Source organism: Martelella sp. FOR1707 (genome assembly GCF_053484265.1).
Genome location: NZ_JBAKFP010000007.1, coordinates 181,064 through 199,485, shown reverse-complemented (window position 1 = coordinate 199,485; position 18,422 = coordinate 181,064). Strand labels below are relative to the sequence as shown.

The window sequence follows — 18,422 nt, the reverse complement described above, 5'->3', positions numbered from 1 at the left end:
AAATTTAATTATACCTTCCCGCGATACTCACCTATTGCCGCCATAAAGCTGCCGTGTCATAGAAGCGTGTCAACGTCAGGGAAGCGAACCATGCAAGACCCGATCATGATGTCGGCCGAAGAGGGCCGGATCGTATCGCTGGAAAGCCTTGCGCCCGGCGAAAGCGGGACTGTCGAAATCATCGACGCCGGCGGTCACGAAAACGGGCTGGCGGTGCGACTGAGGGCGATGGGCCTTTCAAGCCCGCATCAGGTGATGATGGTCCGGCGCGGCTGGTTCGGCGGACCTCTCGTGGTGCGCGCCGGCAAGGCGACCGAGATCGCCATCCGCCGTTCGGAGGCGGCGCTGGTCAAGGTTCGAAAGCTTTAAACGATGATGCCGAAACGGCACGCCGGGTCAAATTGCCGGACGATCTCGCCCGGTCCTGCACTTTGAAGACCCGGAATGCACGATGACCCATTGCTCCCCGGCTGAAGCCGATCTTTCGCGAAACGATATCCCGCGCATAGCGGTCATTGGCCAGCCCAATACCGGCAAGTCGATGCTCTACAACCGGATCACCGGCGCGAGCGCCCATGTCGGCAACTGGCCGGGCATCACCGTGTCGCTATCAAATGCGCGGGTGAAGATCGGCGGGCGGATGGTCGAGGTGGTGGACCTGCCCGGCATATACGACCTTGAGGGCTTTTCCGAGGACGAGACCGTCGTTGCCGATTTTCTGCAGAATTATCCCGTCGACCTCGTCATCATCGTCGTCAATGCCAGCCAGATCGACCGCCAGATCCTGATGCCGCTGCAGGTCAAGCTGCTCGGCCTGCCCGCCATTGTCATGCTCAACATGGCCGACGAGGCCCGCCGCAACGGGATCGCGATCGATACGCAGGCACTGTCGGCGCGGCTCGGCCTGCCGGTGCACTTGATCAGCGCCAAATATGGCGAGGGCTATCCGGAGGCGCTGACCTCGGTCGCAGCCACGCTTGCGGACCATGAGGGCATGCCGGCAAGGCTTGCCGGTTACGATACGCTGCGCGCCACGCTGATGACGCCCGAAACGCTGGCCAAGACCATCGATGGCGCTGTCCATTACCCGGACACGCCGCCGAAGACGATGACGGAGCGCCTCGACCGGGTGCTGCTCCATCCGCTTTTCGGCCTGCCGCTGTTCTTCGCGGTGATGCTGGTCGTGTTCTACATCGTCTGGGCGCTCGGCCTGCCCTCGCAGGACGCGGCCGGCGTCGTCACCGACTGGGTCCAGGCGCATGTCCTCGCCCCGGCGCTCGATCTCGGACCGGCATGGCTGAAGAACTTCGTCATCAACGGCATCTGGCTCGGCGTCGCCACCGTTGCCTCGTTCATCCCGCTGATCATGCTGTTCTTCTTCCTGATGGCGGCGGTGGAGGACTCGGGCTATCTCTCGCGCGCGGCCTATCTGATGGACACCTGGATGCGCCGCGTCGGCCTCGACGGCCGCTCTTTCGTGATGCAGATGATGGGTTTCGGCTGCAACGTGCCGGCGCTGATGGGCACGCGCGTGATGCGCTCGCAGCCGCTCCGGCTGCTCACCATGCTGATCATCCCCTTCTCGCTCTGCTCGGCGCGGCTGGCGGTGTTCGTATTCATCATCGCCGCCGTGTTTCCGCCGGCGCAGGGGCCACTGGTGCTGTTTTCATTCTATATCATCAGCTTCGTCGCGGCCTTCCTCGCCGCTGCGATCTTCTCGCGCTCGAAACAGTTCAAGAATACCGAGCCCTTCGTGCTGGAGCTCCCGCCATATCGGGTGCCGACGCTCAGGCAGGTTTGGCTTCGGGGCTATGGCGAACTCCGCATCTTCCTGCACCGCGCCACGAACTTCATCATCGTCGGCACGATTGCGGTCTGGTTCCTGACCAATTTCCCGACGGATGCCACCGGCCTCGACACCTGGGGCGGTCAGCTCGGCGAATTCCTCCAGCCGGTGATGGCGCCCATAGGAATAAATCCCTACCTGACGCTGGCGCTGATCTTCGGCTTTATCGCCAAGGAAGTGGTGATCGGGTCGCTGTCGACCATCTACGCCATGTCCGCGGGCCTGGTCGCCCACCAGATCGGCCTCACCGTCTCGCCGGTGGCCGCCTATTCCTTCTGCCTGTTCTGCCTGCTCTACACGCCCTGCCTAACCACGGTCGCGACCGTGCGCGCGGAAAGCCGCTCGACAATGTTCATGGTGTTTTCGCTGGTCGTGTCGCTGGTTTACGCGTGGCTGGTCGCGTTCGTATTCTACCAGGGGGCAATCCTGCTCGGCTTCGGTTGAGGCTCTTGCGATCTTCGCTCACCTTACCCCAACCTCGGGTCACCCTCGGGCTTGACCCGAGGGTCCAGGCAGCGTTTTCCGTGTCGCCTGGATGCTCGGGTCGAGCCCGAGCATGACCGATGAGAAAATGGCGGTATAATACGCATCCTACCCATAAGCGAATGACCCGACGCCTCGCTTTACAACGACCGCAAAACCCCTGCCACAAAACATTCTCTTTCGTTTTCGCCAAAATATGTGTAAGAGCGCCCCCAAGAGTACCGGGCGCTCCTCCCCAGAACATTGACTGCGCCCCAGCCCCAGAGATCTAAAAATATGGCACTTCGCAACATCGCGATCATCGCGCACGTTGACCATGGCAAGACGACCCTTGTCGACGAGCTTCTGAAACAGTCCGGCGCATTCCGCGAAAACCAGCGCGTTGACGAGCGCGTGATGGACTCGAACGACCTCGAAAAAGAGCGCGGCATCACCATCCTCGCCAAGGCGACCTCGGTTGTCTGGAAGGATACCCGCATCAACATCGTCGACACCCCCGGCCACGCCGACTTCGGCGGTGAGGTCGAGCGCATCCTTTCGATGGTGGATGGCGCGATTGTTCTCGTCGACGCCGCCGAAGGCCCGATGCCGCAGACCAAGTTCGTGGTCGGCAAGGCGCTGAAGGTCGGTCTCCGCCCGATCGTCGCGATCAACAAGATTGACCGTCCGGATGCCCGCGCCGATGAAGTCGTCAACGAGGTCTTCGACCTGTTCGCCGCCCTCGACGCCACCGACGAGCAGCTCGACTTCCACATTCTCTACGGCTCCGGCCGCGCCGGCTGGATGAACACCTCGCCGGAAGGTCCGAAGGACCAGGGCCTCGGCCCGCTTCTCGACCTCGTTGTCGACCATGTTCCGGCGCCGAAGGTTGCCGAAGGCGCGTTCTCGATGATCGGCACGCTTCTGGAAGCCAACCCCTATCTCGGCCGCATCATCACCGGCCGCATCAATTCCGGCACGATCAAGCCGAACCAGGCGGTCAAGGTGCTGGGTCAGGACGGCAAGACCGTCGAGACCGGCCGTGTCTCGAAGATCCTCGCCTTCCGCGGCATCGAGCGCCAGCCGATCGAGGAAGCCCAGGCGGGCGACATCGTCGCGATCGCCGGCCTTTCCAAGGGCACGGTTGCCGACACGTTCTGCGATCCGTCGGTCACCACGCCGCTGACTGCACAGCCGATCGACCCGCCGACGGTGACGATGTCCTTCATCGTCAACGACAGCCCGCTTGCAGGCACCGAGGGTGACAAGGTGACGAGCCGCGTCATCCGCGACCGCCTGTTCAAGGAAGCCGAAGGCAATGTCGCGCTGAAGATCGAAGAAGCCGAGGGGAAGGATTCGTTCTACGTTTCCGGTCGCGGCGAACTCCAGCTCGCCGTGCTGATCGAAACCATGCGCCGCGAAGGCTTCGAGATCGCCGTTTCGCGTCCGCGCGTCGTCATGCACAATGACGCGGAAACCGGCCAGTTGATGGAGCCGATCGAGGAAGTCGTTATCGACGTCGATGAGGAACATTCCGGCGTCGTCGTACAGAAGATGGCCGAGCGCAAGGGCGAGATGGTCGAACTGCGCCCGTCGGGCGGCGACCGCGTGCGCCTGCGGTTCTTCGCGCCCACCCGTGGCCTGATCGGCTATCAGTCGGAGCTTCTGACCGACACCCGCGGCACCGCGATCATGAACCGCCTTTTCCACGACTACCAGCCCTACAAGGGCGAGATCGGCGGCCGCAGCCAAGGCGTTCTGCTTTCCAACCAGGCAGGCGAAGCCGTGGCCTATGCGATGTTCAACCTGGAAGATCGCGGCCCGATGATCATCGAGCCGGGCGACAAGGTCTATGCCGGCATGATCGTCGGCATTCACACGCGCGACAACGACCTTGAGGTCAACGTGCTGAAGGGCAAGCAGCTCACCAACATCCGCTCCGCCGGCAAGGACGAAGCCGTGAAGCTGACGCCCCCGATCCGCATGACGCTCGACCGGGCGCTCTCCTGGATCCAGGACGACGAGTTGATGGAAGTCACCCCGAAATCGATCCGCCTGCGCAAGATGTATCTCGATTCCAACGAGCGCAAACGTTTCGAAAAGGCCCGCGCTGCGGGCTGAGCGACTGCAGAACCGAATGAACGAACCCGGCCCCAGCGGCCGGGTTTTTTGTGACACCTCGCCGCATAGCCCCCAACCAATCTCCCCCCTTGAGGGGGAGATGTCGCGAAAACGACAGAGAGGGGTATGGGCGGAAGCCGCATACTCCGAATTCTCAGATACGTTTCACCCCTCTCTGCCCCTGTCGGGGCATCTCCCCCTCAAGGGGGGAGATTGTGGCTGCAAGGCCAGCGGAAAGCCGATGGACTGGTGCTGCGCAATGAGTTCGGCGAAAGCAGGCCCGACCAAGCGCAAAAACTCCGCTGATCAGAAATCAGCGGAGCTTTTTTGCGGTGAAGGAACCTTAGGCCGCGCGGCGGAAGGGTTTGACCCGAGCAGACGGGAGTTTCCGGCCCGAGGCCACGAGAACGCCGGCGGCGCAGTCAAGATGGCCGTCCTTCAGCTCGAGGCCGAGGAAACGGCGGCGTTCGAACGGGCCGGGCATGACCAGAAGCTCGGCCTTGTCGGCGCAAAAGCCGAAGCGTGCATAATATTCCGGATCGCCGACCAGTAGGATCGCGCCGTGGCCGCGGGCCGAGGCCTCAGCGATCGCGGCGCGCATCAGCGCACCGCCGACGCCCTTGCCGGAAAGGCCGGGCTCGACGGCGAGCGGGCCGAGGAGAAGTGCTGGCACGCCGCGCCCATCGGCGGCAATGCCGGCATCCACGTGCCACAGGCGCACCGTGCCGATCAGCGTGCCGGCGTCATCGCGGGCAACGAGAGCCAGGCCATCGGCCGGCAGGCGATTGCGGCGGATTTTTTCCGACGATTTCTTCTTGCGCATGGGGCCCATGGCGCGATCGAGCAGCGCCTCGCGGGCGGGCACATCGAAAGAGGCCTCTTCGGCGATAACGAAGGACTGGACAGCGATTTCAGCGAGAACCGGGGCCATCGGACTATCCCCCAAAATTACAGTGCAACAGGATGGCCGGGGCTTGGCCCCGGTCGGCTATCCCGGTGCGGCTCTCCTCAAGCCGCACCGATGTGCAAGGGAAACCCTCAGATGACGTAGGATTTCAGCGGCTCGAAGCCGTTGAACGCCACCGACGCATAGGTCGTGGTGTAGGCGCCGGTGCCTTCGATCAGAACCTCGTCGCCGATCGTCAGCGAGATCGGCAGCGGGTACATGTTCTTCTCGTACATCACATCGGCGCTGTCGCAGGTCGGGCCGGCGAGAACGCAGGGCTCCATTTCGTCGCCATCACGCTCGGTGCGGATCGGATAACGGATCGCCTCGTCCATGGTTTCGGCGAGACCGCCGAACTTGCCGATGTCGAGGAACACCCAGCGATGCTTGTCATCGTCGGACTTCTTCGAGATCAGAACCACTTCCGACTTGATCACGCCGGCATTGCCGACCATGCCGCGGCCGGGCTCTATGATCGTGCGCGGGAGCTGGTTGCCGAAGTGGCGGGACAGCGCCGCGAAGATCGCCTGGCCATAGGCTTCCGCCGTCGGGACGTCGCGCAGATACTTGGTCGGGAAACCGCCGCCCATGTTGACCATCTGCAGGTAGATGCCCTGCTTGGCAAGCTGAGCAAACACACGCTTGGCATCGGAAAGCGCTGCGTCCCAGGCTTCGACCTTGGTCATCTGCGAACCGACATGAAAGGACACGCCGTAGCTTGCGAGACCCAGCTGATGGGCATAGACCAGCACGTCGACGGCCATGGCCGGAACGCAGCCGAACTTGCGCGACAGCGGCCATTCGGCGCCTTCGCCATCGGTCAGAACGCGGCAGAACACGCGCGCGCCGGGGGCTGCACGGGAAATCTTCTCGACTTCCTCATGGCAATCGACGGCGAACAGGTTGACGCCGAGCGCATGGGCGCGGGCGATGTCGCGTTCCTTCTTGATGGTGTTGCCGAAGGAGATGCGGTCGGCGGTCGCGCCGGCTTCCAGCGCCATTTCGATTTCGGCGACGGACGCGCAATCGAAGTTGGAGCCGAGGCCTGCGAGCAGCTCGAGGATCTGCGGAGCCGGGTTGGCCTTGACCGCGTAGAAGATGTCGCTGTTGGGCAGCGCGCGGCGGAAGGCGGTGTAGTTGTCGCGCACGACTTCGCGGTCCACAACGAGGCAGGGGCCATCGGGACGGCGGGTGCGGAAGAATTCGGCGATACGCTCGGTGGTCATTGTTCTAACCCCTTCTGAAGCATTCTGATCCGGTATTCTCCGGATGACAAAGGGCGCATCGATCCGCGCACGAACCCGGCCGGTGGAGACCCCGGGGAACGGTTGCGGCGAACGCTCAAGTTTGAATCAGCCTTGCAAGCAAGGATGATCCGGCTTTGTCTGCCTTGGATTGGGGGATTGACCCGCCGCACTTCCGGCAATGAAGGTATGTGCCTCTTTAGTACCCCGGGGATGGAAATCCGGGAGACACCAGAAAGGCCCGCACCGTCGTTGCTTCAAGATGTCCTCGCTTGACCGGTTGGCCGGGAAGCGACTGGAGGGGTTAGTTCCAGGTACCTTACCGTGACCCTCACCATTCGAGAGTTCGGCGGACACCCACAGGCACGCGCGACTTTGGGCAAGCGGAGAGATATTAAAACCGGACTTGAAAATCAAGTGGGGGCACCCCAAAATCTTCCCCTGTATCCCGTTGAAGATGCTATCTGATTGACAAAACTTCAGTAATTTTTTCGTAAGCCCTTTCAAGGAGCGGCAATGGACACTTTGACGAGAATGCGGGCCTTTATCGACGTGGTCGAGGCCGAAGGCTTTTCCGCCGCCGCCCGCAAGACCGGCCGTTCCAAGGCGCTGCTTTCGAAATATGTGCGTGAGCTGGAGGACGATCTCGGCGTGCTGCTGTTGAACCGCACGACGCGGCAGTTCTCGCTGACGGAGGCCGGTCAGCTTTATCATCGCCGCGTGATCGACATCGTCCAGGACGTCGACAACCTCTCCGATACGGTGCGCGCCAACAATTCCGACCTGCGCGGCAAGCTCAAGGTGTCGGTGCCCCGCACCTTCATCGACGCGCCGGTTGGCCGGTCGCTGCTTGATTTCACCGCTGCCCATCCGGATCTATCGCTGGAAATCGTGGCCGAGGACCGGTTCGTGGATCTGGTCGAGGAAGGCTATGATGTCGCGATCCGGATCACCAGCCTCGAGGATTCCGCGCTGATCGCCCGCAAGCTTGCCGATTTCCGCTCGCTCGTCTGTGTGTCGCCGACATGGCTGGCGGCGCTCGACCGCCCGCTGGAAAAGCCCGCCGATCTCGCCCATGTGCCGTTCCTGGTCGATACCAACCCGAAATCCCACGGCTCGCTCAGGTTCCGCAATCCCGAGGATGGCACCGTCTACACCGTGCCGATCCACGGGCCGGTTTCCGTGAATTCGCCGATCGCGACCATGCGCGGTGCGATTGCCGGGTTGGGGGTGGCGCTGGTGCCGGATTTCATTGCGCGTGAAGCGGTCGCGTCCGGAGAACTTGTCACCCTCTTCGACGATCAACTGCCGACCAGCGCGGCGATCTACGCGATCTACCCCCATCGCCGCTATCTGCCGCAGAAAGTGCGCACCTTCGTCGATTTCCTGACCCGATGGTTCCCCAACAACTGCACCGAGGCCGGGCCGAAGGTCCAATAGCGGCGCGGCCTCACATCAGTTCATAGGGTAGGAAATGCCGCTGGTTCTGGTCGACCGCGATCTTGCGTTTCAGAGGCGGCACGGCGCGGCTCGGGCATTTTGTGCGCTCGCAGATCCGGCAGGAAATGCCGATCGGGCTGAAGGCGGCGCGATTGTCGGCGTCGAGATCATCGGCATAGACGAAGGCGCCCGCATAGGAGACCTCGCAGCCGAGCGCGATCGCATAGGTGGGCTTGGGCGCAAAGAACCCGCCACCGCCCTTGGTGATCTGCGTCGCCAGACAGAGATAGCGCGCGCCGTCCGGCGTTTCGGCAAGCTGGCGGATGATCCGGTCGGGCTGCTCGAAGGCCTGGTGCACGTTCCAGAGCGGACAGGCCGCGCCGAAGCGGGCGAATTGCAGCTTTGCAGCGCTGTGGCGCTTGGTGATATTGCCGGCCCGGTCAACGCGGGCAAAGAAGATCGGCACACCCTTCTGGCCCGGACGCTGCAGCGTCGAAAGCCGGTGACAGACCTGTTCCAGCGAGGAGCCGAAGCGGGCCGACAGCAGCTCGATATCGTGGCGCAGCTCATGGGCGGCGGTCAGGAACTTGCGATAGGGCATGATCAGCGCGCCGGCGAAATAATTCTGTAGCCCCGCCCGGCAGATATCGACCGCCTCGGGCGAACGGAATCCCGCCTCGGCCGCGATCCTGTCGATCAGATCGGCGGCATGCAGCTGCCCGATCTGCAGCGCCATCTGGAAATTGCGGGTCGATTGCGGCACCGAGGCGTTGATCGCCAGCGTGCGCTGCTTGGGATCATATTGCCGGATCAGAGCGCTTTCCGGTCCGATCCGAAGCACCCGGACGCCATGCGCCTTTTCCAGATGGGCGGCGAGAAGCGCTGCGTCATCCGCCTCGCCGATACCGATCTCCGCTGCCAGCTTTTCGGCGGCGATGTCGAGATCGTGCAGGTAGTTGTCGACGAAGTGGAAGAAGTCGCGCACCTCCTCGTAAGGCGTCGCCTCCAGCGGGCTTGCGCGCGAAATCGTATCGTCGAAACCCGCAAGCTGCTCGTTCATCCGCCGATAGGCCTGATGGGCGGCGACCAGCGCGTGGGCGAAGCCGGGCGCGTTCTGGACCACAAGCTTCAGTTCCTGCAGGCCGGGCGTGTAATTCTCGAACACCGGATCCGTCAGCGCCTCGGTGAGCGCCGAAAGCAGCCGATCGCCCTCCCCCGACGAAAGGTCGCTGAGATCGAGCTGGAATTTTTCGGCGAGCGCCAGCAGCACGGCGGCGGACACCGGTCGCTGATTGTTCTCGATCTGGTTGAGATAGCTGGTCGAAATGCCGAGCCGTTCGGCGCACTGGCTCTGGGTCATGTTGCCCTGAAGCCTGAGTTCACGCACCTTGCGTCCGATGAAGAGTTTTCCGGTGGCCATGTTCGCAATTTCGCAATTTCAGTTTTGCCATTTTATAATTTAACAAACTCACGCGTTCAAACATATTCTGCGGTTCGGCTTTGCGTTATGGCCACGGTTCGTCTGGAAATAGGGAAGAGGCATGCGAACAGTTCTGGAACAATTGGAAAGCCGCCGCGCGGACGCCCGCCTCGGCGGCGGTCAGCGCCGCATCGACGCCCAGCATGCCAAGGGCAAGCTCACGGCGCGCGAGCGCATCGACGTGCTGTTCGACGAAGGCTCGTTCGAAGAATACGACATGTATGTCACCCATCGCTGCGTCGATTTCGGCATGGCCGGGCAAAAGGTGCCGGGCGATGGCGTGGTCACCGGCTGGGGTACGATAAACGGCCGGCAGGTCTATGTATTCTCGCAGGATTTCACCGTGCTAGGCGGCTCGCTGTCTGAAACCCACGCCCAGAAGATCTGCAAGATCATGGATATGGCGGTGAAGAACGGAGCGCCCGTGATCGGCCTCAACGATTCGGGCGGCGCGCGCATTCAGGAGGGCGTCGCCTCGCTTGCCGGCTATGCCGAAGTGTTCCGCCGCAATGTGGAGGCCTCCGGCGTGATCCCGCAGATTTCGGTGATCATGGGCCCCTGCGCGGGCGGCGCGGTCTACTCCCCGGCCATGACCGATTTCATCTTCATGGTGCGCGACAGCTCGTTCATGTTCGTCACCGGCCCAGATGTGGTCAAGACCGTCACCAATGAGGTGATCACGGCGGAGGAACTCGGCGGGGCGGACACCCATACGAAAAAATCCTCTGTCGCCGACGGGGCCTATGAGAACGATATCGAAACGCTGGAACAGGTCCGGCTGCTGTTCGATTTCCTGCCGCTCAACAACCGCGAAAAGCCGCCGGTGCGCCCGTTCCATGACGATCCGGGCCGGATCGAGCAGCGCCTCGACACGCTGATCCCCGACAGTTCCAACAAGCCCTACGACATGAAGGAACTGATCCTCGCGCTTGCCGACGAGGGCGATTTCTTCGAACTTCAGGAGGCGTTCGCCAGAAACATCATCACCGGCTTCATGCGGATCGAGGGCCAGACCGTCGGCGTCGTCGCCAACCAGCCGATGGTGCTGGCCGGCTGTCTTGATATCGACAGTTCGCGCAAGGCCGCCCGTTTCGTGCGCTTCTGCGATGCCTTCAACATTCCGCTTCTGACGCTGGTGGACGTGCCGGGTTTCCTGCCGGGCACCGGCCAGGAATATGGCGGCGTCATCAAGCACGGCGCGAAACTGCTGTTTGCCTATGCCCAGGCGACCGTGCCGATGGTGACGCTGATCACCCGCAAGGCCTATGGCGGCGCCTATGACGTGATGGCCTCCAAACATATCGGCGCCGACATCAACTATGCCTGGCCGACGGCGGAAATCGCGGTGATGGGCGCCAAGGGCGCAACCGAAATCCTCCACCGCGCCGATCTCGGCGATGCCGAAAAGATCGCCGCCAAGGTGGCCGAATACGAGGAGCGCTTCGCCAACCCCTTCGTCGCCGCCGAACGCGGCTTCATCGACGAGGTGATCATGCCGCATTCCTCTCGCCGCCGCATCGCCCGCGCCTTTGCCTCGCTCCGCAACAAGCGGGCGGACACGCACTGGAAGAAGCACGATACGATGCCTTTATAGGGATAGACCAACGCATGCCGGCCCGTTACCGCTGCGTTTCGTGCAATCCCCAGCGTGAGGATAGAGTTTCATGACCGAGAACAAGTTTCCGCCCGAAAACAATCTCCCCGCCGGCTACGTCCCGCCCAAGGTCTGGAAATGGGAGCCGGGCAATGGCGGGGCCTTCGCCAACATCAACCGGCCGATTTCCGGCCCCACCCATGACAAGGAACTGCCGGTCGGCAAGCATCCGCTTCAGCTCTATTCGCTCGGCACGCCGAATGGCCAGAAGGTGACGATCCTGCTGGAGGAACTGCTGGAAGCAGGCCATGGCGGCGCTGAATACGATGCCTGGATGATCAAGATCGGCGAGGGCGACCAGTTCGGCTCCGGCTTCGTCGGCGTCAACCCGAACTCCAAGATCCCGGCGATGATGGACCACGCGCCGAAGGACGGCGGCGATCCCATACGCCTCTTCGAGAGCGGCTCGATCATGACCTATCTCGCGGAAAAATTCGGCGCTTTCCTGCCGAAGGAGCCGCGCGCGAGGGCGGAAACCTTCAACTGGCTGTTCTGGCAGATGGGCTCGGCGCCCTTTCTCGGCGGCGGGTTCGGGCATTTCTACGCCTATGCGCCGATCAAGATCCAGTATGCCATCGATCGGTTCGCGATGGAGGTGAAGCGCCAGTTGGATGTGCTGAACCGCCAGCTTGCCAAGAACGAGTTCATCGCGGGCGGCGAATATTCCATCGCCGACATGGCGATCTGGCCGTGGTACGGGCGTCTCGCGCAGCATGGCGCTTACGATGACGCCGGCACGTTCCTGTCGGTCGATGAATATGAGCATGTCCAGCGCTGGGCCAAGCAATTGGCGGAGCGTCCCGGCATCAAGCGCGGTTCGATCGTCAACAAGCCGTCGGGCGAGCCGGCGCTCAGGGAACGTCACGCCGCCTCGGATTTCGACGGCATACTGTAAAGCGCGAGAGCGCGGTTGAAGGAGACTGAAATGGCCAAACTGCCTGACATGACAAAGCATCGCGGATTTCCCTCCGGCATGCCCGGCACCGGCATCCAGTTCGTCATCCGCCGCGCCAATCCCAAACGCGTGACGCCCATCAAGGCCCTGCCGCGCAAGGCCCGGGCCGGCTCGAAGGAACATCTGGTCGATGCGGCCTTTCTGCACGCGCTCTGGCACCATTTCGGCGATCAGCCGTTCGAGCGCGGCAATCTCGACGCGGCGCGCCTGTCGCTGCTGTTCGGTCGCGAGGTCGTCGCGGTCGAACAGGATTTCGATCCGCAGTCCTACGAAGCCATGCTGGTGATCAACGAGCCGGTGGCGCGGGCCAGTTTCCCGGAATCGTTCGAAGATCATCTGGAGGTTTGACGGTGTCGCTCAAGAAAATCCTTATCGCCAATCGCGGCGAAATCGCCTGCCGGGTCATCAAGACGGCAAAGACCATGGGCATTCAAACGGTCGCGGTCTATTCCGATGCCGATCGTGACGCGCTGCATGTGAAGATGGCCGACGAGGCCGTCCACATCGGCCCCGCGCCGTCCGCGCAGTCCTATATCGTGATCGACAAGATCCTCGATGCAATCCGGCAGACCGGGGCGGATGCTGTGCATCCCGGCTATGGCTTTCTCTCCGAAAACCCGGTCTTCGCCGCAGCGCTCGAGAAGGAGGGCATTGCCTTCATCGGTCCGCCGGTCGGCGCGATCGAGGCGATGGGCGACAAGATCACCTCGAAGAAGCTTGCGGCCGAGGCCGGCGTTTCCACCGTGCCCGGCCATATGGGTCTGATCGCCGATGCCGACGAGGCGGTGAAGATTTCCGACGAGATCGGCTATCCGGTGATGATCAAGGCATCCGCCGGCGGCGGGGGCAAGGGCATGCGCATTGCCTGGAACGCCGAGGAGGCGCGCGAAGGCTTCCAGTCCTCGAAGAACGAGGCCAAGAATGCCTTTGGCGACGACCGCATTTTCATCGAGAAATTCGTCACCGAGCCGCGCCATATCGAAATCCAGGTGCTGGGCGACAAGCATGGCAACTGTCTCTATCTCGGCGAGCGCGAATGCTCGATCCAGCGACGGAACCAGAAGGTTATCGAGGAGGCGCCCTCGCCGTTTCTCGATGAAGCGACCCGCAAGGCGATGGGCGAGCAGGCCGTGGCGCTGGCAAAGGCCGTCGGCTATCACTCCGCCGGCACAGTGGAATTCATCGTCGATGGCAAGGAAAACAAGTTCTACTTCCTGGAGATGAACACCCGCCTGCAGGTGGAGCATCCGGTGACCGAGCTTGTCACCGGCCTCGATCTGGTCGAGCAGATGATCCGGGTGGCATCCGGCGAGGCGCTGTCCTTCGGTCAGGACGATGTCGAACTCAAGGGCTGGGCGATCGAAAGCCGGCTTTACGCCGAAGACCCCTATCGCAACTTCCTGCCCTCGATCGGCAGGCTGACGCGCTACCGGCCGCCGGAGGAAGGCGCCTATCCCGATGGCTCGGTGGTGCGCAATGATACCGGCGTCACCGAGGGCGGCGAGATTTCGATGTATTACGATCCGATGATCGCCAAGCTCTGCACCCACGCCCCCGACCGCGCCAGCGCGATCGACGCGATGAGCGACGCGCTCGACAATTTCGAGGTCGAGGGCATCGGCCACAACCTGCCCTTCCTTTCGGCCGTCATGCGTCAGGAGCGGTTCCGCGCCGGCCGGCTGACGACCGCCTATATTGCCGAGGAATTTCCCGACGGCTTTGCCGGCGTCGAACCCGATGATCATGCCGCCCGCAAGCTGGCGGCGATCGCGGCGCTGATCAATTACCGGGTGCAGGACCGGGCAGCGCATATTTCCGGCACGATTGACAATCACCGCCGCGCGGTAGGCGCCGACTGGGTGGTGACGCTTGCCGGCCATGTCTTCACGCTGACGATCGCGGCCGGTGAAAAGGCGACAATCACTTTCGCCGATGGCAAGACCTCAAGCGTTGCCAGCGACTGGAAGCCGGGCATGAGCCACGCAGCCTTCGAGGTCGATGGCCGCCCCGCCGGCATCAAGGTGGATATCAAGGGGCCGGCGATCCGGCTGCGCTGGCGCGGCATGGATGTCACGGCAAGGGTCCGCTCGCCGCATGTGGCCGCCCTTGCCAAACTGATGCCGCACAAACTGCCGCCGGACACCTCCAAAATGCTGCTTTGCCCGATGCCGGGCGTGATTACCGCGCTGTCGGTTGCCGCCGGCGATACTGTGGAGGCCGGTCAGGCGCTTGCCACGGTCGAGGCGATGAAGATGGAAAACATCCTGCGCGCCGAAAAGCGCGGCGTGGTGAAGACGGTCGCCGTCGAAACCGGCGCAAGCCTTGCCGTCGATGAAATGATCATGGAATTCGAGTGATGACCGGCGGGAGGAGATGACCATGGCGAACGACAAGACCATCGCAGACTGGAAGACGCTCGCCGAAAAGGAGGCGAAGAAGCCGGTCGAGGACCTGACCTGGAACACGCCGGAGGGGATCGCGGTCAAGCCGCTCTACACGGCGGAAGACCTGGAGGGCGTTGACCATATCGGCAGCCTGCCGGGCTTTGCCCCGTTCGTGCGCGGCCCGCGCGCGACCATGTATGCGGGACGGCCCTGGACCATCCGCCAGTATGCTGGGTTTTCGACGGCGGAAGAGAGCAACGCCTTCTATCGCCGAAACCTCGCCGCCGGCCAGCAGGGCGTTTCCGTCGCCTTCGATCTCGCCACCCATCGCGGCTACGACAGCGACCATCCGCGCGTGGAAGGCGATGTCGGCAAGGCGGGGGTGGCAATCGACTCGGTCGAGGACATGAAGATCCTGTTCGACGGCATCCCGCTGGAGACGATCTCGGTGTCGATGACCATGAACGGCGCGGTGATCCCGATCCTTGCAAGCTTCATCGTCGCCGGCGAGGAACAGGGCGTTCCGCGCGAAAAGCTCAGCGGCACCATCCAGAACGACATCCTGAAGGAGTTCATGGTCCGCAACACCTATATCTATCCGCCCGAACCATCGATGCGGATCATCGCCGACATCATCGAATATACCGCGCAGGAAATGCCGAAGTTCAACTCGATCTCGATTTCCGGCTACCACATCCAGGAGGCGGGCGCGACGCTGGTGCAGGAACTGGCCTTCACGCTGGCCGACGGGCGCGAATATGTCCGCGCAGCGATTGCCAAGGGCCTCGATGTCGATGCCTTCGCGGGTCGGCTGTCCTTCTTCTTCGCGATCGGCATGAACTTCTTCATGGAGGCCGCCAAGCTGCGCGCCGCGCGGCTGTTGTGGACGCGGATCATGGAGGAGTTCGCGCCGAAGAAGGCCTCCTCGCTGATGCTCAGGACCCACTGCCAGACCTCCGGCGTCTCGCTGCAGGAGCAGGATCCCTATAACAACGTCATCCGTACCGCCTACGAGGCGATGTCGGCGGCGCTTGGCGGTACCCAGTCGCTGCACACCAATGCGCTTGACGAGGCGATGGCGCTGCCGACCGAGTTTTCCGCCCGCATCGCCCGCAATACCCAGCTCATTCTCCAGCACGAGACCGGCGTGACCAAGGTGGTCGATCCGCTGGCCGGGTCCTATTATGTCGAGAACCTGACCAAGGAACTCGCCGACAAGGCCTGGGCGCTGATGGAGCAGATCGAGGCCGAGGGCGGCATGACCGCCGCCGTCGATGCCGGCCTGCCGAAGAAGATGATCGAGGAGGCCGCCACCCGCCGCCAGGCCGCGGTCGACCGGGGCGAGGAGGTGATCGTCGGCGTCAACAAGTTCCGGCTCGAAAACGAGGAGCCGATCGAAACGCTCGATATCGACAATTCGGCCGTCAAGGCATCCCAGATCCGCCGGATCGAGCAGACCCGCCGCCAACGTGACCCGAAGGCCTGCGACCGGGCGCTGGCCCGGCTTGCCGAGGTGGCGAAGACAGGCGAAGGCAATCTGTTGGAGGCGGCCGTCGAGGCGGCCCGCGCCCGCGCCACCGTCGGCGAGATTTCCGATGCGATGCGCGAGGCCTTCGGCAGCTACGCCGCCACCCCCAAGGTTGTGCGCAACATTTATGGCGCGGCCTACAAGGACGATCCGGAATATGCCGTGATCACCGACCGGCTGAAGGCCTATGCCGAAACAAAGGGCCGCGCGCCGCGCGTGCTGATCGCCAAGCTCGGCCAGGACGGCCACGACCGTGGCGCCAAAGTGATCGCCTCCGGCTATGGCGATATCGGCTTCGACGTCGTCGCCGGCCCGCTGTTCCAGACGCCGGAGGAAGCCGCCGATCTCGCACTGAGCGAGAAGGTCGATATCGTCGGCATGTCGTCGCTCGCCGCCGGCCACAGGACGCTCGCCCCGCAGCTCGTCAACGCGCTGAAGAAGCGCGGCGCGGACGAGGTGATTGTCGTCGTCGGCGGGGTCATTCCGCGCAAGGATTATGATTTCCTGCTCGAAAACGGCGTCGCCGCCGTCTACGGCCCCGGCACCAATGTGCTCGATTCCGCCAATTCGCTGCTCGACCTGCTCGAAGGCAAGAGGCGCAACCGATGATCACCCGCCTCAATCACGTCGCCATCGCCGTGCCCGACCTCGCCGAGGCCGCCGCAAGCTACGAAGCCCTTGGCGCAAAGGTTTCCGACCCGCAGGACCTGCCGGAGCATGGCGTCACCGTGGTGTTCATCACCCTCGACAACACCAAGATCGAACTGCTGCATCCCCTTGGCGACGGCTCGCCGATCGCGGGCTTTCTCGACAAGAACCCGAGCGGCGGCATCCATCATCTCTGTTTCGAGGTGGAGGACATCGCGGAAGCCTCGGCGAAGCTTGACGAACGCGGCATCCGCGTGCTCGGCGACGGTAAGCCGAAGACCGGCGCGCACGGCAAACCGGTCCTCTTCGCGCACCCAAAGGATTTCCAGGGCGCGCTGATCGAATTCGAACAGGAATAAATTCCTCGGCTACCGGATCACCACGCAGGCCTCGCCGCAAAGCCCCCAAGTCTTCTCGCCCCGGAGGGGAGAGATGTCGCGAAAGCGACAGTGAGGGGGGAGTCTATCCCCGCGAACGCCCTCACACATCAAAACGCTGCACCACCCTCACTCCCCCTTTCGGGGGTATCTCTCCCGCAAGCGGGAGAGAATAGTTGGAGCAAGCGTCAAGACCTGAACTCTACAAAGCGTCTTCGCTCGGCAGCAACACATTAAGAGTCTTCAACCCCCGCCATCGCCTCCAGCGTGCGGATCAACGCGGAATTGTCGAGTTCGCCGTCGCCGCGGGCGATTGCGGCGTTCATCAACTGCTCGGTGGAGGCGGCGTTGGGCAGCGCAAGGCCGATCTCCCGGGCGGCGTTGACGACGAGCGACATGTCCTTCCTCTGCAGCCGCATGCTGAAACCGGGATCGAAGGTGCGGTTGAGCATCCGCTCGCCGTGGATCTTCAGAATCGGCGAGCCGGCGAAACCGCCCATCAGCGCCTCGCGCACCTTGGCGGGGTCCGCGCCGGCCTTTTTCGCAAACAGCAGCGCCTCCGACACGGCCTCCACCGTCAGGCCGACCACGATCTGGTTGGCAAGCTTGGCGGTTTGGCCATCGCGACCGGGCCGATATGGGTGATGGTCTTGCCCATCGCCTCGAACAGCGGCTTGCCGCGGGCGAAATCCTTGTCCGAGCCGCCGACCATGATCGTCAGCGTGGCGTTCTTCGCGCCGATATCGCCGCCGGAGACCGGCGCATCGAGATAGGCACAGCCGATCGCGGCCAGTTTCTCGGCAAAGTCCCGCGTCGCCACCGGCGAGATCGTGCTCATGTCGATCACCATCTTGCCCTTGGACAGGCCGTGGACCGCGCCGTTCTCGCCGAACAGCACCTCTTCCACATCCGGCGTATCGGAAACGATGGTGATGACGATCTCGGCGGCCTCGGCCACCGCCTTCGGCGTATCGCAGGCGGTCGCGCCTTTTTCGACGAGGAATTGCGAGACCGGCTTTACCCGGTTGATGAAGAGTTCGTGGCCGGCTTCGATCAGGTTGGCCGCCATCGGGCGTCCCATCAGGCCGAGGCCGATAAATCCGATTTTCATGAAACTGTTCCTTCGCGATAGTAGAAGACCTTGTCACGGGTTCCGCGAACCTATAGCACGCGTTCGCATCTCCGCACGGGATGGGGACCAAATTTTCAGGCGATGGCCGCCGGGCCGATCCGCGCGCCGCGAAAACAAAAGCCGTTTCAGGGACGAAACGCGACCATAATTTTCCAAAGAAGCAGCCTTCGGGCGAAGGGTTTTCTTGGCGCAAATCCGCCACTTT

13 protein-coding genes and 1 pseudogene are annotated in these 18,422 nt (G+C 62.9%); 10 read left to right on the top strand and 4 right to left on the bottom strand.

The window, feature by feature from the left end; all coding sequences use genetic code 11:
* Positions 1-90: 90 nt before the first annotated feature.
* The 3 genes from V6765_RS19455 (at position 91) to typA (ending at position 4,429) form a co-directional block, all read left to right on the top strand.
* Positions 91-369, top strand: coding sequence for a FeoA family protein (locus V6765_RS19455; RefSeq protein WP_448431845.1), 279 nt, complete (start codon positions 91-93; stop codon positions 367-369).
* 82 nt (positions 370-451) lie between these two features.
* Complete coding sequence (gene feoB / locus V6765_RS19450) at positions 452-2,290, top strand: ferrous iron transport protein B (protein ID WP_448431843.1); 1,839 nt, start codon at positions 452-454, stop codon at positions 2,288-2,290.
* Between the two features lie 315 nt (positions 2,291-2,605).
* The gene (gene typA, locus V6765_RS19445) at positions 2,606-4,429 is read left to right on the top strand and encodes a translational GTPase TypA (RefSeq protein ID WP_448431841.1); all 1,824 of its coding nucleotides are present in this window, start codon (positions 2,606-2,608) and stop codon (positions 4,427-4,429) included.
* A gap of 343 nt (positions 4,430-4,772) precedes the next feature.
* On the opposite strand, the gene V6765_RS19440 is transcribed toward typA, so the two are convergent.
* Positions 4,773-5,360 carry a GNAT family N-acetyltransferase gene (locus V6765_RS19440; RefSeq protein WP_448431839.1) on the bottom strand — a complete coding sequence of 196 codons (588 nt, stop codon included), beginning with the start codon at positions 5,358-5,360 and terminating at the stop codon, positions 4,773-4,775.
* Positions 5,361-5,467: 107 nt separating this feature from the next.
* Positions 5,468-6,601 carry an ornithine/lysine decarboxylase gene (gene odc2, locus V6765_RS19435; protein ID WP_448431837.1) on the bottom strand — a complete coding sequence of 378 codons (1,134 nt, stop codon included), beginning with the start codon at positions 6,599-6,601 and terminating at the stop codon, positions 5,468-5,470.
* 534 nt (positions 6,602-7,135) lie between these two features.
* Here odc2 and V6765_RS19430 point away from each other — a divergent pair.
* Positions 7,136-8,059 (top strand): LysR family transcriptional regulator, encoded by a 924-nt coding sequence (locus V6765_RS19430; RefSeq protein ID WP_448431835.1) that lies wholly within the window; start codon positions 7,136-7,138, stop codon positions 8,057-8,059.
* 10 nt (positions 8,060-8,069) lie between these two features.
* Here V6765_RS19430 and V6765_RS19425 read toward each other — a convergent pair whose 3' ends face one another.
* Positions 8,070-9,479, bottom strand: a complete 1,410-nt coding sequence (locus V6765_RS19425) for a helix-turn-helix domain-containing protein (RefSeq protein ID WP_448431833.1) — start codon at positions 9,477-9,479, stop codon at positions 8,070-8,072.
* Between the two features lie 121 nt (positions 9,480-9,600).
* On the opposite strand from V6765_RS19425, the gene V6765_RS19420 reads away from it, so the two are divergent.
* The 6 genes from V6765_RS19420 (at position 9,601) to mce (ending at position 17,067) form a co-directional block, all read left to right on the top strand.
* Positions 9,601-11,133: an acyl-CoA carboxylase subunit beta gene (locus V6765_RS19420; RefSeq protein ID WP_448431831.1), complete on the top strand. Its 1,533-nt coding sequence runs from the start codon at positions 9,601-9,603 to the stop codon at positions 11,131-11,133.
* A 70-nt stretch (positions 11,134-11,203) separates the two neighbouring features.
* Entirely contained in the window at positions 11,204-12,088 is an 885-nt protein-coding gene (gene yghU, locus V6765_RS19415) for a glutathione-dependent disulfide-bond oxidoreductase (RefSeq protein ID WP_448431830.1), read from the top strand.
* Positions 12,089-12,118: 30 nt separating this feature from the next.
* A complete protein-coding gene (locus tag V6765_RS19410) occupies positions 12,119-12,496 on the top strand; it encodes a hypothetical protein (protein WP_448431828.1) in 378 nt (125 codons plus the stop codon).
* The gene (locus V6765_RS19405) at positions 12,493-14,505 is read left to right on the top strand and encodes an acetyl-CoA carboxylase biotin carboxylase subunit (RefSeq protein ID WP_448431826.1); all 2,013 of its coding nucleotides are present in this window, start codon (positions 12,493-12,495) and stop codon (positions 14,503-14,505) included. The genes V6765_RS19410 and V6765_RS19405 overlap by 4 nt, the downstream gene beginning before the upstream one ends.
* A 22-nt stretch (positions 14,506-14,527) precedes the next feature.
* A complete protein-coding gene (scpA, locus tag V6765_RS19400; RefSeq protein ID WP_448431824.1) occupies positions 14,528-16,669 on the top strand; it encodes a methylmalonyl-CoA mutase in 2,142 nt (713 codons plus the stop codon).
* On the top strand, positions 16,666-17,067 hold the full coding sequence (gene mce, locus V6765_RS19395) for a methylmalonyl-CoA epimerase (RefSeq protein ID WP_448431822.1): 402 nt from the start codon (positions 16,666-16,668) through the stop codon (positions 17,065-17,067). The genes scpA and mce overlap by 4 nt, the downstream gene beginning before the upstream one ends.
* Positions 17,068-17,318: 251 nt before the next feature.
* Here mce and V6765_RS19390 read toward each other — a convergent pair.
* Positions 17,319-18,196 (bottom strand): annotated as a pseudogene (locus V6765_RS19390) (2-hydroxy-3-oxopropionate reductase).
* Between the last annotated feature and the right edge of the window lie 226 nt (positions 18,197-18,422).